Genomic DNA, 16,397 nt, shown 5'->3' on the forward strand with positions numbered 1-16,397 from the left:
AAAAAGAAATAGGTAAAACGGTTCCAAACAGAAAAGGGGAAATTTTGTGCATAATGGTTCTGTCTGTGAGAAAAAAGGAAAAGTGAATACAGAAAAGGGGCTACTTATAAATATGCGTTACTAAAAGCGAAATCCCTGATCGGAAGATAATCAGATACCCATATTCGGGAAACATGTGATATAATGGGGAGAAAGACAGTATGCCAAGGAGGAAACACAAGATGAAAGTTGCATCTGCAGTTGAAAAAATGACAGATTTTTACAAAGGAAATATTCATGACATTTATCATTTTCTGAAAGTATGGGCCTATGCAAAGAACATCGGTGAGGCAGAAGGCCTGGATCCGAAAACACAGGAAACGCTGGAAATGGCCGCTGTTGTCCATGATATCGCCTGCCCGCTGTGCCGCGAGAAATACGGAAACGCCAGCGGAAAACATCAGGAAGAGGAGAGCGCACCGCTGGTTGCAGAATTTTTCAGAGATGTGCCTGCCGGAGAACTGGATGTCGAACGCATTACATGGCTGGTTACCCATCATCATACCTACACCAATGTGGAGGGAATGGATTACCAGATCCTGCTGGAAGCCGATTTCCTTGTCAATGCCGGGGAGAGCGGATATTCGAAACAGGTGATTGAGAATTTCTGCGGCAAGGTGTTTCGGACGGAAACGGGAACGCGGCTGTTAAAGAGTATGTTTCTGGAAAATAAATAAGACTATGAAGTATAAAATTGCGATCTGCGACGATTCAGAGGCAGACAGACAATATATCGGGAATATGGTGGAGCGCTGGGCATCATCTGCCGGGCATGTGGTACAGATCGATTCGTTTCCTTCCGCCGAAAATTTCCTGTTCCACTATGCCGAAGAATGTGATTACGATATTCTGCTTCTGGACGTTGAAATGGGTGAAATGGACGGAGTTACGATGGCAAAAAAGCTTCGCCAAAGCAACGATACCGTGCAGATCATCTTCATCACAGGTTATTCCGATTACATTTCCGAAGGCTACGAAGTGGCGGCACTTCATTATCTGATGAAGCCGGTCAAAGAAGAAAAGCTCTGCTTGGTGCTGGATCGTGCCGTGGAGAAGCTGTCGAAAAATGAAAAGATTCTGAATTTTGAGACTGGCGGAGAAATGGTACGTGTTCCGATTTATCAGATCCGCTATGCGGATGTGTCCGGCAACTACGTGACAGTTCACGCACTGTCCGACGTTACCGTGAAAATGACAATTCGTCCCCAGAATGATCCGGGGGCGAATTTTTATGGTAAAACATACACTCGAGGTGAGAAAATGAAAAAGAAAGAAAAACCAAAATACAACACCGTCCAAAATATCGGCTGGATGGTAAAAATGGCATGGAACAGCAGCAGAAGAGTCCTGCTTTTCTGTGTGCTGACCGCAGTGCTGGAAGTGCTGCTGAACCTGGTGCAGCTCTATCTTGCGCCGGAGGTGCTCGCAAAAGTGGAGCAGAAAACATCCGTGCAGGATCTGTTGGTCACGATTGGTATCTTTACCGCCGCACTGTTTTTGGTACAGGGATGCAAAGAGTATGTAAAAACAAACACACTGTTCCCGCGGGTCGATGTCCGCACGGCGATTATCGGAAAAATTGCGGAAAAATGCAGCGGTACTTCGTATCCCAATACCTTAAGCGACCCCTTTCTGAAACTGCGGGAAAAAGCGCATCTGGCCTGCGAGGGCAATGAGCAGGCCACAGAACATATATGGGAAACTTTGACACAGCTTTTGAAAAATGTGGGCGGTCTGCTGATTTATCTGACCATTCTGTCCCGGATGGATCCAGTCCTTCTGCTGGTGATCATCGCCACCTGTGCGATCGGGTTTCTCGTATCCCTGTATCCCAACAACTGGCGCTACCGGCACCGGGAAGAGGAAGAAGCCTATTATCAGAAGAAATCCTACATCCGTTTAAAAGCAGAATCGATGGAACTGGCAAAAGACATCCGTATTTTCGGTCTGCAGAACTGGATGAATGAACTGCTGGATCAGATCCACAATCTCTATCTGGATTTTACGCTTCGCGGTGAACGGGTGGAAGTGCTGGCAGATCTGACGGAAGTGGTGATGACTATGGTACGAAACGGTATTGCCTATGTGTATCTGATCAACATGACACTGAACGAGGACTTAAGTGTCTCTTCGTTCCTGCTGTATTTTACCGCAGTCACAACCTTTACCGAGTGGGTGATGGGCATTCTGCGGGAACTCGGCACACTGCAGAAAGAAAGTCTGGATATCTCCCGTGTCCGTGAATTTCTGGATTACCCGGAACCGTTCCTGTTTGAAAAGGGAGAGACTGTTCCCAAAGCAACAGCGTATGAACTGAAAATGGATCAGGTATCGTTCCGCTATCCCGGTGCTGATGCGGATACGATTCATGAGCTGAAACTGACGGCTCATCCCGGTGAAAAGCTGGCGATTGTCGGACTGAACGGTGCCGGAAAAACGACTCTGGTGAAGCTCCTGTGCGGCCTTCTGGATCCCACGCAGGGCGCCGTGCTGCTGAACGGGAAGGATATTCGTACATTTAACCGCAGAGAATATTATGGATTGTTCAGCGCCGTGTTTCAGGAGTTTTCCGTGCTGGATGTGACCGTCGCAGAGCAGGTTGCACAGACGACAGAGAATATCGACTATGACAAAGTTACCGACTGCCTGGAAAAAGCAGGGCTGATATCGATGATGGAAAAACTGCCGCAGGGTCTGAAAACACATGTGGGCCGAGAGGTTTATCTGGATGGAATCCTGTTCTCCGGCGGACAGACGCAGCGGCTGATGCTGGCACGGGCACTTTACAAAGACGGGCCGATTCTGCTTCTGGATGAGCCGACTGCTGCTCTTGATCCGATTGCGGAAAACGATATTTATGAGAAATACAGTGCGATGACGACAGGAAAAACATCCCTCTTTATTTCCCACCGTCTGGCGTCGACCCGGTTCTGTGACCGTATTATTTTTGTTGCAGACGGCGGAATCAAAGAGGAAGGCACGCATGAAAGCCTGCTGGCAGCGGGCGGTGCATACGCAGAACTCTTTGAGGTGCAGAGCCGCTATTATCAGGAAGGAAAGGAATTCTAAAAATGAAAGAAAATGTAACGATGCGGCATGCCGCCGCGATGCACCTGCGTGCAGTCCGGGAACTCCATCAAGTGACACCGTCCTTTTTCCCTGTCCTGACGCTGTATTGCATCTTTGATGCTGTGCTGCCGTATGTAACCGTATTCTTTTCCGCCAGAATTCTGACGGAGCTGGCTGTTCTGCGACGTGCAGAAATTCTGTGGCAATGGGTTTTCGCCGGAGTGGTATGTACGGGTCTTGGTGCAATTGCAAAAGCAATGCTTTTCAGAAGGTATCATTCACTGCTCAATGACCTCTACGGACGGAAAGAAATTCTGTTCATCCATAAAATGTTCGAGCTTGATTATGCGGAATTGGATAAGCAGGAAAATCATGACCTTCGGGAGCAGATCCGGCAGAATGAAAACTGGGCATCCTGGGGACTGATGCGGACTGAGCGTGTCTATTCTGGCGCAGTGACCAGCGTTCTTGGACTGCTGGGCGGCATGACACTGACGGTCAGTTTGTTTCTGTCTCCCGTACCAGAGGATGCGGAATGGCTGACCGTACTGAATCATCCGCTGTTTGTGGTGATTCTGGCGGCAGGAATCCTGGTGATCAGTATTCTTGCCGGAAGGCTCAGTGCAGCGTCTATGAAATGCTGGAGCGATTTTGCAGAGGAAGCAACGTTTGGCAACCGGCTGTTCAGTCATTTCGGATTTGTCGGGAAAGATGCGAAGCGCAGTATGGACATTCGCATGAATGATCAGCAGCGGCTGATCCGTGCGTATTGGAAATGCAATTCCTCCTTTGGCGTCCGCGGTGTTTTGAGTAAATCGGCTCAGGGGAAAATGGGCATATACGCCAGCCTGGGAATGGGGATCACGACGCTCACTACAGGTATGATCTACGTATTTACCTGCTTAAAAGCATTGGGCGGTGCCTTTGATGTAGGCAGCATTACCCAGTATGTGGGTGCAGCTACGGCAATGGTTTCGAATGTTTTTGCACTCACGGATATGATCGGTACTCTGAAAACGAATACCCCGTACCTGGAAAAAACCTTCGAATTTCTGGATATTCCAAATGCGATGTATCAGGGCAGCCTGACGACAGAGAAACGTTCGGATCGGCGCTACGAGGTAGAATTCCGGGATGTATCCTTCCGCTATCCCGGTTCGGAACTTTGGTCTTTACGCCATGTGAATCTGAAATTCAAGGTCGGCAGACGTCTTGCTGTTGTGGGGGAAAACGGAAGCGGAAAGACGACGTTTATTAAACTTCTATGCCGCCTGTATGACCCGCAGGAAGGACAGATTCTTCTGAACGGAATTGATATCCACAAGTATAAATACGACGATTACCGAAACATTTTTTCCGTAGTATTCCAGGATTTCCAGCTCATCTGCCAGCCGCTCGGCAATAACGTGGCGGGCAGTATGAAATATGACAGGGAGCGGGCGAAAAAGGCGCTGGTGGATGCAGGATTCGGCGACCGTCTGGCATCCATGAAAAAAGGGCTGGATACGATGCTCTACAAGAATCTGTCCGAGGACGGCGTGGAGGTTTCCGGCGGCGAGGCACAAAAGATTGCCATTGCCCGTGCGCTGTACAAGGATGCATCGTTTATCATCCTCGATGAACCGACCGCCGCGCTCGATCCGATTGCGGAAGCTGAGATCTATGAAAAGTTTGACAAAATCGCAGGCGACAAGACAGCCGTCTATATTTCACACCGTCTGTCCTCCTGTAAATTCTGCGATGAGATCGCCGTGTTCCAGGATGGGGCTGTGATCCAGCAGGGCACCCACGACGAACTGATCGCGGATACAAAAGGCAAGTATTACGAGCTCTGGAATGCGCAGGCACAGTATTATACAGAATAATATGAAAAAGAAAACAGCAGCAATTTTCATTCTAATGCAGGAGATGAAGATTTTTGAAAATGCTGATCTGTATAGAAGACTGGGAAGACGAAAATCATTTTATGGAAAATAGGAGTAAAAGAAGAATGAAAACAATAGGAATTGATATTGGAACAACGACCATCAGCGGTGTCGTTCTGGAAAAAACAGATACGGGAAAGCCAAAAGTTCTTGTGGCAAAAACAATTGAAAACGGCAGTTTTCTTACAACCGCAGATGACTGGGAAAAGATCCAGGATGCAGAGAAACTGGTGAAGAAAAGCCGAGAGCTGCTGAATGATTTTCTGGACAGATACCCGGACGTGGAACGAATCGGACTTACCGGACAGATGCATGGGATTGTTTATATTGACAAGGAGGGAAACGGTGTCAGTCCACTGTATACCTGGCAGGATACAAGGGGAAATCTGTGTGAGGGAAAAAATGGTTCGCTGATCGAAGAAATTCAGCAGACCTGTCATATCCCGGCGGCCTCCGGTTATGGACTGGTCACACATATTTACAATCTGAGACATCATCTGGTTCCAGATGGATCCGTCAGTCTCTGTACCATCATGGATTACTTCGGCATGAAGCTGACCGGAAGGAAAAAAGCGCTGGTGCATGCGAGCAATGCCGCAAGTTTCGGATTCTGGGACGGACAAAAAAACTGCTTTCTGACAGAAGAACTGTATCAGATGGGCGTAGAAGAAAAATGGCTTCCAGATGTCTGCATGGGAATCGAAATTCTGGGAACCTACAGAAACTGCACGGTGACCACGGCTATCGGTGATAATCAGGCGAGCTTTCTCGGATCAGCCGGAACGGAGAAAAATACCCTGCTGATCAATATGGGAACCGGCGGACAGATTTCGGTGCTTTCCGATCAGTATTTTACGGCAGACAGAATTGAAGCAAGACCTTTCCTGAACGGAACGTATCTTCTTGCTGGATCGTCCCTGTGCGGAGGAAAAGCCTATGCGCTGCTGGAACATTTCTTCCGAAACTTCGTAAAAGCAGCAGCCGGACAGGATGAACCTCTGTATCAGACCATGGAGCAGCTGGCAAGAGCCGGGAAAGAAGTCCATGCAGGGCAGGAAGAAAAGCAGAGACTTCGGATTAAAACAACGTTTGACGGAACAAGAGTCCACCCGGAGCAGACGGGAAGCATTACCAATCTGACAGCAGAGAATTTTACGCCGGAATTGTTTGTCTACGGAGTTCTGGAGGGAATGAGCAGAGAACTCTACACGATGTATCAGACGATCCATGCGGGAACTGCAATTAAAATCGAGCATATGATTGGATCTGGAAACGGGCTGCGGAAGAATCCTGTCCTCTGCGAAATCATGAAAGAAATGTTCGGCGCAGAACTGACGCTGGCAGAGTATGAAGAAGAGGCCGCCGCCGGAGCCGCAGTCAGCAGCTTTTTCTGATTTTTTCTAAACAGGCAATAAAATATGGAATACAATTCTCTTGCTCCGGTCTGTGTTTTACAGGCTGTAGTATTTTGTTTTTATTTACATACACGTAATTTAGTTGCATCTGCGCCATTCGTTGTATATACTATAGCAAGACCCGAAAATAATGCAAAAAAGGCAGTGCTGCAGAGCGCGAATTGCAAGGAACAGATTTGAAGGCGTACCGGGGTACGACGAAAATCTGTGACGCAGTAATTCACGCTTTGCGGTGCTGAATTTTTTGCATTATTTTCGGGGATTGCTATAGAAGAACAAGGTTACGGAAAGGGATACTATTTTTAGAAAACGGATTATGGAAACGGAACGCTTAAAGAAAAAGATTTTAGCATGTAAAACGCGTAATTGAAAACGCCGTCTGATTTGTTGCAGTCAGACGGCGTTTTCAATTACGAAGATTTCATGGAAACATAGCTGTTATTTCGTTTCCTGTCCCGCTTTCTTCCGGAACAGTTCTTTTCCACAGCTGATGACAATGATGACACCAAGAACCATCAGCAGAATGGCGATGATGAGCTGCAGTCCCTCAACGAGGAAGACAGCGGTTCCTGCTCCATACGCTTTTACCAGTGCGATGACACGCTCTACCAGAGCGGTAAAGGTGACGCAGAGCATGATGATAAGCGGCGGGAACAGGGTTCTGTTTTCACGGCCGGTGACTTTCAGGAAGACACAGAGGGTGATCAGAACCAGTGCACTCAGCATCTGGTTAGCACTTCCGAACAGCGGCCAGATATTGGCATATCCGATCTGGGTCAGGATATAACCGCAGAGCAGGGTAACAACGGTAGAGAAATATTTGTTGCAGAGCAGCTTTCTCCATCCGGCGGCATGCTCCATATCATCGACAGTGAACAGTTCCTGGAAGGACATACGGCCGATTCGTGCAACGGAATCAAGACTGGTAAGCGCCAGCGCTGATACACACATCGTCATGAAGCACTGTGCGCCGTAAACCGGGATGCCGAACATTTCCAGGAATCCGGCAACACCGGAAGAAAAGATGGCAAATGGAGTTCCGACAGCGGCCGTACCGTCTGCAGAAGCAGCAGCACCGGCAACGCAGAGGGCTAGAACGGCAAGCAGGCTTTCCAGAACCATGGCGCCGTATCCGACTTTCTGCATATCTTTTTCATTCGCAATGGTTTTCGAAGAGGTTCCAGACGATACCAGGCTGTGGAATCCGGAAACGGCACCGCAGGCAACGGTGACAAACAGGATCGGGAACAGGTCTCCGGATGTCGCATTGTGGAAACCGGTGTACATTGGAAGATTCATTTTCGGGTGTGCAACAACAAGTCCGACAACAGCGCCGAGGATCATACCGGCAAACATAAAGGTTGTCATAAAGTCACGCGGCTGCATCAGAAGCCACATCGGAAGGACAGCGGCAAGAAAGATGTAGGCAAATACCAGATAAGTCCAGGTTGCTTTGCTTGTTACAAGCGGTACATTCATGCCGATTGCAAAGGCTGCAACAGTGCAGGCAAGGCCGAGTACCATTTCTTTCCAGCCTTTCCACTGCAGTTTTTTCTGGAGCAGTCCGAAGACAACTGCAAAAGCGATAAACAGCAGGGAGATGCTTCCGGCAGCGCCGTTTACAGTTGCCTGGGCAGAAAGCTTTGTGACGCCGTCAACCGTTTCGTAAGCATTAAATGTTCCAGCAACCATATCGGCAAAGGCGGCGATAACGATCAGTGTAAAGAGCCAGCAGAAGAGAAGAAACAGTTTCTTTCCTGTTTTGCCGATGTATTTCTCAATGAGAAGTCCCATGGATTTTCCTTCGTTTTTGACACTTGCATACAGCGCACCAAAATCGGTAACAGCGCCAAAGAAGATACCGCCGATCAGGATCCATAAAAGGACGGGAACCCATCCAAAGACAGCGGCCTGAATGGCACCGGTGACAGGGCCTGCACCTGCGATTGAAGAAAACTGATGGGCGAATACGGTCCATCCATCGGTAGGGACGTAATCCTGACCGTCATTTTTTGCAACGGCAGGTGTTTTTGCTTTGGGATCGATGCCCCATTTCTTTGCCAGCCAGCTTCCGTAGAAGGTATAACCTGCTACCAGACATACGGCGGCGATCAGTACAATAACCAACGTGTTCATAATAAAATTCCTCCTCGTTCTGAAATGATATTTCCAGTTTACATGGATTCCAAATGGAAAAAGAAAAGGCAATTGTGTTGGTATGCTTGGAAACAAAAAAAGCTTCGTCTCCCTGACTTATGCAAGAAGACGAAGCTTTCAAAAAACGCTCCGCGTTACCACTTCTAATTATCGGCTGTTTCTTTTGGTCGATCACTCAGACAAGATCCCCGAAATAATTTGATATGCTTTCCGGTGAATCTCTTCTCTGCTAACGGTGAGAGGCCGGTCCGGACTACTTTCCATTTCTGGTTTCGTCTGTACAGCTCACAGGGGATTGTTCTTTGGGATACCTGCCATCTCGCACCAGCCGATGGTTCTCTGCAAAGGCTCACCCGAAAAATGTTGTCCTGCTCATTGCTTTTTTCTGATCCCTTTTTTCTTTGGAACAACTTGCATTATAGTCTCATTTTTCGGTTTGTCAAGCAATTTTTTAAAAAATATCGTGTTTTTTTCCTGAAAATAGTAAAAATCTTCTTCATGCGTATGAGATGGTTGTTCCGGAGGTAGCTTCTCTTGCCAGCGTTCTCCGTACCTGCCGGGAACAGAAGATCTGCCTGTGGATGGGCGAGACAGGAGGAAGAAATGAGCACGCATGGCAGACAACGATGTATGAGATTCTTGCCGAGTACCACGCCGGTTATAATCTGTGGTGCTGGAAAACAGTAGAGGGAGCAGGAGAGTATGCTTCCTATACAATCCGTGAAAAAGAAACCTATACGGTTTCTGTAACTTACTGTGCAGACAAAAAGGTGAAGGTACAGGCAGCTATTCAGGGAGAGACTCTTTTTGAAGGGGTAATGCCTCCTGCCGGTGAGAAAGTAACTTCGGATGTTCATCCATATTTTGCATATGAAACAGCACCGAACACACTCGAACTGTTCACACTCGGTACCGTTACAGGAGAAGGCATTCTGAAAATAGAGGTTCTGGACGGATGTGCACGGTTCGGACAGATTGTGATTCGGAAAAGTGGAAAATAGCAGAACATAACGTTTCTTTATGAGAAATAAATAACAGATCTATCTGCCCGCAGGAATCAAAAAAATCCGACGGGCAGATTTTTTGATTTTTTTCAGTTTTCCATTGACAATTGCATCACTGGTGCTATAATAAAAACAAACATATGAATAAATGTTCATATGAACAGTGAAAATGAAAAAGGAGATCAAAAGCGATGAAGAAAACGTATAAGATCGATGTTGACTGCGCAAACTGTGCAAACAAAATGGAAGAGGCTGCAAAAAACACAGCAGGTGTAAAGGATGCTACCGTAAACTTTATGATGCTCAAAATGATCGTTGAGTTCGAAGACGGACAGGATCCAAAGAGCGTTATGCAGGATGTTCTGAAAAACTGCAAAAAAGTTGAGGATGACTGCGAGATCTTCCTCTAAAATAAAAAACTTTCATCGGCGGATGGAAGAAAAAGCTGGAGCAGAATAGATTCTAAAACCTGTCTGCGGTTCAGCTCGAGAAAAATCCAGTATTTTCTCTCTGGAGCAGCGGATTTGGATCTGTAAATCTCTGGGATGAAATGCTGGATTTTTTCATCCGGCGGTAAGAACAAAGGAGGCATATGTATGAATAAGAAACAGAAAAAGGTTCTCATCCGCGTCATCGTTGCATCGGTTCTTCTGATTCTCTGCGCGGTACTGCCGACAACCGGCTATGTGCGATTTGCAACCTTTATGGTTCCTTATCTGGTCATCGGATACGATATCCTGAAAAAGGCCTGGAAGGGAATTCTGAATAAACAGGTATTTGATGAAAACTTTTTGATGGCTGTTGCAACGGTCGGTGCCATTCTGCTTGGCGAGTATCCGGAGGGCGTAGCCGTTATGCTGTTTTACCAGATCGGCGAACTGTTCCAGAGCTATGCTGTCGGAAAGAGCCGCCGGAACATCAGCGAACTGATGGATATCCGCCCGGATTATGCAAATATCGAGGTAGACGGAAAACTCGAGCAGGTTGATCCGGATGAAGTTGAGGTTGGCACAATCATCGTTGTACAGCCTGGTGAAAAGATTCCGATCGATGGTGTGATCAAAGAAGGAAACACCACCCTGAATACCAGTGCCCTGACCGGAGAGAGTGTTCCGCGTGACGCCCGGGATGGAGACGAAGTCATCAGCGGATGTATCAATATGTCCGGTCTGATTAAAGTAAAAACAACGAAAGAGTTTGGAGAGTCCACCGTATCCAAAATTCTGGACCTTGTGGAAAACTCCAGCTCCAAGAAATCAAGATCCGAGAACTTTATTTCCAAATTTGCGAAATACTATACACCGGCCGTCTGCTACGGTGCGCTGGCGCTGGCAATCCTGCCGCCGCTGGCACGGATGCTGTTTTTAAGTGCCGCTCCTGAGTGGAGCGTATGGATTTACCGTGCGCTGACCTTCCTGGTTATCAGCTGCCCTTGTGCACTGGTCATCAGTATTCCGCTCAGCTTCTTCGCCGGTATCGGCGGCGCAAGCCATGAAGGTGTCCTGGTGAAAGGTTCCAACTATCTGGAAACACTTTCCCAGACCAAATACGTTGTATTCGATAAAACCGGTACCATGACACAGGGTGTCTTTGAAGTAGCCGGTATTCACCACAATACGATCAGTCAGGAAGATGTTCTGGAATACGCAGCACTTGCTGAGTGTGCTTCGAGCCATCCGATCAGCAAGAGTCTGCAGAGAGCATATGGAAAACTGATCGACCGAAGCCGTGTCACGGACATCGAAGAGATCAGCGGAAACGGTGTAACAGCAAAGGTAGACGGTAAAAATGTCGCTGCCGGAAATGCAAAACTGATGGAGCGCCTTGGCGTTGATTATATCGACTGCCACAGCGTCGGCACCATCGTCCATGTTGCTGTAGACGGCAAGTATGCCGGACATATCCTGATCTGTGATATGATCAAACCGCATGCGAAAGAGGCGATTCAGGCGCTGCGGAAATCCGGTATTAAAAAGACGATTATGCTGACCGGAGACTCCAGGCGGATAGCCGATCAGGTAGCTGCAGATCTTGGAATTGATGAAGTTTACAGCGAACTGCTTCCTGGTGACAAAGTAAGTAAAGTGGAAGAGCTGCTTGCTGCAAAGACAGAAAAAGAAAAACTTGCCTTCGTAGGTGACGGCATCAACGATGCACCGGTACTGTCCCGTGCCGATATCGGTATTGCGATGGGAGCACTTGGTTCCGACGCAGCAATTGAAGCAGCTGATATCGTTCTGATGGACGACGATCCGCTCAAGATTTCCAAAGCAATTCACATTTCCAGAAAATGTATTCACATTGTTTATGAGAATATTTATTTTGCAATTGGTATCAAAGTATTGTTCCTGCTTCTGGGAGCCATCGGTATCGCTAACATGTGGATGGCAATTTTCGCAGATGTCGGAGTTATGATTCTGGCGGTTCTGAATGCAATTCGTGCTCTGTTTGTGAAAAATCTATAGAAAGACGAGGACACAAAATGGCAAAAATCAATCTGGAAGAAGCTGATCTGTGCTGTGACTCCTGTGAGGTTCATGAAAATCTGGTAAAGATTGTCAATGAGACCATGCCGGATGAAACAGAGCTTTACGATCTGGCAGAGCTTTTCAAGGTATTTGGTGATTCCACGCGGATCCAGATCCTGTTTGTCCTGTTTGAGGCAGAGGTATGCGTCTGCGACCTGGCAGAAGCACTGCACATGACACAGTCCGCAATTTCCCACCAGCTTCGCATTCTGAAGCAGAATAAGCTGGTAAAGAGCAGACGAGAAGGAAAATCGGTGTTCTACTCTCTTGCAGATGGTCATGTACGGACAATCATCGCACAGGGACAGGAGCATATTGAAGAGGATTAAAAAAAGCATAAGATAGCAGAAACGTCCCGCAGATGAGAAATTTCATTTGCGGGACGTTTCTGCTTTTCACATTCATTCTTTATTTGGTAAACCATGCTTCCCGAACATGCTGTTTTAGAAGGTTCCGTGCATTTTGGAAGCTGTTTTTTTTACTTTGTTTACATAACCGAATTATGTAAAGTATTTCTTGAATTTCATGATTTATACTCCTCGGAGTAATACGGAATGCAGAGATACATACCGTCCGTGATCTGGTTGGAACTCAGGTGATTGATCTCACGGACCTCAGCAATGTAACTGGAAATATCGGAGTATTCTTCTGTACGGTATTCTTTGGCGATGTCCCACAGTGTATCGCCGGAAGAAACGCGGATACTGGTGTAGTATTTGTAGGTTGGAGCTTTCGGCTCACTGTCTGCCTGCGTATTCTGCGGCGTGAAGTGGAAGATTAAAAGAAATGTGACGGCAACCAGAGACAGGAGAGCGGCGGCTGCGCGGATCTGCAGTTTTCTTCTCTGGATTTTTCGTCTTTCTCTCAGTGATTTTCTTTTCTTTGCATTGGTACTCATGTAAAATTCCCCCTTGATTTGTGATAGAATAGTAGTTGTGCTACGTGAACATTTGTTCTTTCGAATATATGTTCATTATAATAAAAGAACGTATGTTTGTCAATACGAAATACGAACAAATTTTCGAAACTTTTGTTTGCGTTCCGGTGGGATTTATGGTAAAATTTATTTGGTATATTTTAAGCAAATATCGTATAGAAAGAGGGGACTACCCTAATTCATATAAAAAACGAAACGACAGGAGGAACATACGATGGCTGGAGACAAAAATAAACTGACAGAGAAACAGAGACAGATTCTCGAATATTTAAAACAGGAAATTTTGCAGAGAGGATTCCCGCCGTCTGTGCGTGAGATCTGCGAAGCGGTTTCCCTTCGTTCTACATCCTCGGTACATGCACATCTGGAAACACTGGAGCGGAAAGGCTATATCAAACGAGATGCAACAAAACCGAGAGCCATTGAAATCTGCGATGAAGGATTCCATACCGGCCGCCTTGGTGCAATCCAGGGAATTGCATCGGAAGACACCGCATCCCAGAGTGAGGTTGCACAGATTCCGCTGATCGGCAAAGTAGCTGCCGGAGAACCGATTCTTGCGGTAGAGAATATTGAAGGATATTTCCCGATGCCGGTAGACCGTCTGCCAAACGCAGAAACGTTCCTTTTAAAGGTACAGGGCGAAAGCATGGTAAATGCAGGTATTTTAGACGGTGACCTTGTTCTTGTGGAACAACAGGCAACTGCGGAAAATGGAGAAAAAATTGTCGCTCTGGTCAATGATTCCGCTACAGTAAAAACATTCTACAAGGAAGACGGTTATTTCCGCCTGCAGCCGGAAAACGATGAGATGGATCCGATCCTTGTGAATGATCTGCAGATCGTAGGAAAGGTAATCGGAGTATTAAGATTTTTATCCTGAAAAATAAAAGAAGAAAATAAAAAATGTTGTGAAAAAACGAACAAGAAATCGGCCTGTAAAATTCGGCGGTTTCAGAGGAAAAACCGGTGATTTCTGAAAGTAACTCTTCAACTATTCGAAAAACCTGCGTTTCCCGAATAGTTGTATAGCGGAAATACTTCTTTCATTTTCCCGGTTTTTCTGTTTAGAAAGGCTCATTTGCAGTTATGAAATCAAAAATTACGTATCACGAACAAACCGATATGGAAAATACGCTGAAGCTCCGCGAGGTTCTGAAGACGCTTCCCTCTTTTACTTCCGAATTTTTCCGCGGCATCAGCACAACGACATCGACCAGCACACGGATCAAATATGCATATGACCTTCGGATCTTTTTTCAATATCTGCAGAAAGAAAATCCGGAACTTGCCAAAATTCCCATGGATCAGATGTCCGTTGATGTGCTTGACCAGGTCACTGCACTTGATCTTGAGGAATACACAGAATATTTAAAGGCTTATATCGGTTCCCAGGAATCTTATACCACCAACGGGGAAAAAGGCCTGAAACGAAAATTGTCGACACTTCGGACGTTCTATTCCTATTATTTCAAAAAGGAACTAATTGAGACAAATCCTACGCTGCTTATCGATATGCCGAAGCTCCATGAAAAAGAAATTATCCGTCTGGAGCCAAATGAAGTTGCGGAGCTTCTCGATTTTATTGAATCCTGCGGCGACGGGCTGAGCAATCATCAGCGGGCCTACTATGAAAAAACAAAGGAACGTGATTTTGCAATCATTACTCTTCTGCTTGGCACGGGAATCCGTGTGTCGGAATGTGTCGGGTTAGATATTGAAGATGTCGATTTTAAGAACAATGGAATCAAAGTGCTTCGAAAAGGCGGAAATGAAATGTTTGTTTATTTCGGCGAGGAAGTTGCGGAAGCATTGAAAAAGTATATTGAAGTCCGCGCAGGCATTACGCCGGTGGCCGGACATGAACACGCACTCTTCTATTCGGCGCAGAGAAAACGGATCAACGTCAAGACGGTGGAAAATCTGGTAAAGAAATATGCGTCCCAGGTGACGACAACGAAGAAAATTACGCCGCATAAGCTGCGCAGTACGTACGGTACGACGCTGTATCAGGAAACCGGCGATATTTATCTAGTTGCGGATGTTCTCGGCCATAAGGACGTCAATACGACGAAGAAACACTATGCTGCTATGGACGATGCAAGACGCCGTCAGGCTGCCACAGCGGTACGGCTGCGGGAGTCCATGCCGGAACATGAGGAATAAAAACGTATCAGAAAACCAAAAGAGGAATCAACAGGGATTATATCCCCTTCGTTGATTCCTCTTTTTTATGGAGATGACTTCTCTTCTGCTTTTTTCTAAAAAGTTACTCTGCCTTAATTGCCCAGCGCATTTTCGTTGAACTTGCACGGCTGTTGCGGATGCATTCTTCTTTGGAAGGACGAATGACTTCTTTTGAATATTCGGAATAAATACCGATCTGATACAGTCCCTTCATGGACTTTTTCACAAGCCGGTCTTCGCCGGAATGGAACGTCAGAATTGCCGCTCTGCCGCCCGGAGCAAGAGCATCCGGGAGTTTTTCCATGAATGCTTCCAGAACCTCATATTCGTTGTTTACATCGATCCGCAGTGCCTGGAAGGTGCGGGCGCAGGATTTTTTGATGGCTTCTTTTTTCTCGTCTTTCGGAAGAAAATCCAGTGCTTCAGCGATCAGATCACGCAGTGCAAACGTAGTGTCAATTTTCTTTCCTTTCCGAAGTGCCCGCGTAACAGCCTGGGAAATTTCTTTTGCATACGGTTCATCGGCGTTTTCAATGAGCATGCCTTCCAGTTCATCACGGGCAGCCGTGCGCAGACGCTCTGCCGCTGAAATTCCTTCTTCTGGATTCAGACGAAGGTCCAGTGGACCGTCATATTTGTAGGAAAAGCCGCGTTCCGGGTTATCAATCTGCATGGAGGAAACGCCAAGATCCGCTAGGATAAAATCAAACGGACCATATTCGGCAGCAACCTGATCAATATTGGCAAAATTCTGATGAAGAATCGTTAAAATCTCAGGGCCGTACCCCTGCGCAGCCAGTCGTTCTTTTGTTTTTGCCATCTCGATCGGATCGACATCCAGCGCGCAGAGATGGCCTTTTCCCTGCAGGCATGCAAGCATACGGGAACTGTGGCCGCCGTAGCCGAGTGTTGCGTCAAGTCCGTTCTGTCCCGGTTCGATCTTGAGAAAATCGAGGATTTCATCTACCAGAATCGGGATATGCATGCCGGCCGGTGTGCTTCCCTTTTGTATCACATGTTCAATGGTTCCCTGATATTTCTCCGGATTCAGTTCTTTGTATTTCTCCTTATAATTCCGCGGATGTGTGCCTTTGTAGCGGACGCGGCGTTTGTGTTCTTTCTGTTCTTCCATAAAA

At 46.8% G+C, this 16,397-nt stretch carries 13 protein-coding genes; 10 read left to right on the forward strand and 3 right to left on the reverse strand.

Going from position 1 to position 16,397, the window contains the following annotated elements; all coding sequences use genetic code 11:
* Positions 1-221 precede the first annotated feature (221 nt).
* The 4 genes from ACY2VT_RS02740 (at position 222) to ACY2VT_RS02755 (ending at position 6,427) form a co-directional block, all read left to right on the forward strand.
* Positions 222-716 carry an HD domain-containing protein gene (locus ACY2VT_RS02740; protein ID WP_461878788.1) on the forward strand — a complete coding sequence of 165 codons (495 nt, stop codon included), beginning with the start codon at positions 222-224 and terminating at the stop codon, positions 714-716.
* Positions 717-720: 4 nt separating this feature from the next.
* Complete coding sequence (locus tag ACY2VT_RS02745; RefSeq protein WP_461878789.1) at positions 721-3,108, forward strand: ATP-binding cassette domain-containing protein; 2,388 nt, start codon at positions 721-723, stop codon at positions 3,106-3,108.
* A 2-nt stretch (positions 3,109-3,110) separates the two neighbouring features.
* On the forward strand, positions 3,111-4,973 hold the full coding sequence (locus ACY2VT_RS02750; RefSeq protein WP_461878790.1) for an ABC transporter ATP-binding protein: 1,863 nt from the start codon (positions 3,111-3,113) through the stop codon (positions 4,971-4,973).
* 125 nt (positions 4,974-5,098) lie between these two features.
* Positions 5,099-6,427 carry a sedoheptulokinase gene (locus ACY2VT_RS02755; protein ID WP_461878791.1) on the forward strand — a complete coding sequence of 443 codons (1,329 nt, stop codon included), beginning with the start codon at positions 5,099-5,101 and terminating at the stop codon, positions 6,425-6,427.
* Positions 6,428-6,886: 459 nt separating this feature from the next.
* Here the strand turns inward: ACY2VT_RS02755 and ACY2VT_RS02760 are convergent, their stop codons facing one another.
* Positions 6,887-8,584 (reverse strand): carbon starvation CstA family protein, encoded by a 1,698-nt coding sequence (locus tag ACY2VT_RS02760; RefSeq protein WP_461878792.1) that lies wholly within the window; start codon positions 8,582-8,584, stop codon positions 6,887-6,889.
* A gap of 530 nt (positions 8,585-9,114) precedes the next feature.
* Here ACY2VT_RS02760 and ACY2VT_RS02765 point away from each other — a divergent pair.
* The 4 genes from ACY2VT_RS02765 to ACY2VT_RS02780 all read left to right on the forward strand — a co-directional run bounded on the left by ACY2VT_RS02765 (position 9,115) and on the right by ACY2VT_RS02780 (position 12,466).
* Entirely contained in the window at positions 9,115-9,606 is a 492-nt protein-coding gene (locus ACY2VT_RS02765; protein WP_461878793.1) for a hypothetical protein, read from the forward strand.
* 194 nt (positions 9,607-9,800) lie between these two features.
* Entirely contained in the window at positions 9,801-10,019 is a 219-nt protein-coding gene (locus ACY2VT_RS02770) for a cation transporter (protein WP_055266075.1), read from the forward strand.
* Positions 10,020-10,205: 186 nt separating this feature from the next.
* Positions 10,206-12,074 (forward strand): heavy metal translocating P-type ATPase, encoded by a 1,869-nt coding sequence (locus ACY2VT_RS02775; protein WP_461878794.1) that lies wholly within the window; start codon positions 10,206-10,208, stop codon positions 12,072-12,074.
* A gap of 17 nt (positions 12,075-12,091) precedes the next feature.
* A complete protein-coding gene (locus ACY2VT_RS02780; RefSeq protein ID WP_117761503.1) occupies positions 12,092-12,466 on the forward strand; it encodes an ArsR/SmtB family transcription factor in 375 nt (124 codons plus the stop codon).
* 194 nt (positions 12,467-12,660) lie between these two features.
* On the opposite strand, the gene ACY2VT_RS02785 is transcribed toward ACY2VT_RS02780, so the two are convergent.
* Entirely contained in the window at positions 12,661-13,035 is a 375-nt protein-coding gene (locus tag ACY2VT_RS02785) for a LysM peptidoglycan-binding domain-containing protein (protein WP_022462870.1), read from the reverse strand.
* 253 nt (positions 13,036-13,288) lie between these two features.
* Between ACY2VT_RS02785 and lexA the strand changes: the two genes are divergently transcribed.
* Both lexA and ACY2VT_RS02795 read left to right on the forward strand, forming a co-directional pair.
* Positions 13,289-13,957 carry a transcriptional repressor LexA gene (lexA, locus tag ACY2VT_RS02790; protein WP_055217843.1) on the forward strand — a complete coding sequence of 223 codons (669 nt, stop codon included), beginning with the start codon at positions 13,289-13,291 and terminating at the stop codon, positions 13,955-13,957.
* A 206-nt stretch (positions 13,958-14,163) separates the two neighbouring features.
* Positions 14,164-15,240, forward strand: coding sequence for a tyrosine-type recombinase/integrase (locus ACY2VT_RS02795; RefSeq protein ID WP_461878795.1), 1,077 nt, complete (start codon positions 14,164-14,166; stop codon positions 15,238-15,240).
* 103 nt (positions 15,241-15,343) lie between these two features.
* Here ACY2VT_RS02795 and rsmH read toward each other — a convergent pair whose 3' ends face one another.
* The gene (gene rsmH, locus ACY2VT_RS02800) at positions 15,344-16,393 is read right to left on the reverse strand and encodes a 16S rRNA (cytosine(1402)-N(4))-methyltransferase RsmH (RefSeq protein ID WP_461878796.1); all 1,050 of its coding nucleotides are present in this window, start codon (positions 16,391-16,393) and stop codon (positions 15,344-15,346) included.
* Positions 16,394-16,397: the final 4 nt, after the last annotated feature.

Origin of the sequence: Fusicatenibacter sp. (genome assembly GCF_050872605.1) — a bacterium.
Taxonomy (GTDB): domain Bacteria; phylum Bacillota; class Clostridia; order Lachnospirales; family Lachnospiraceae; genus Fusicatenibacter.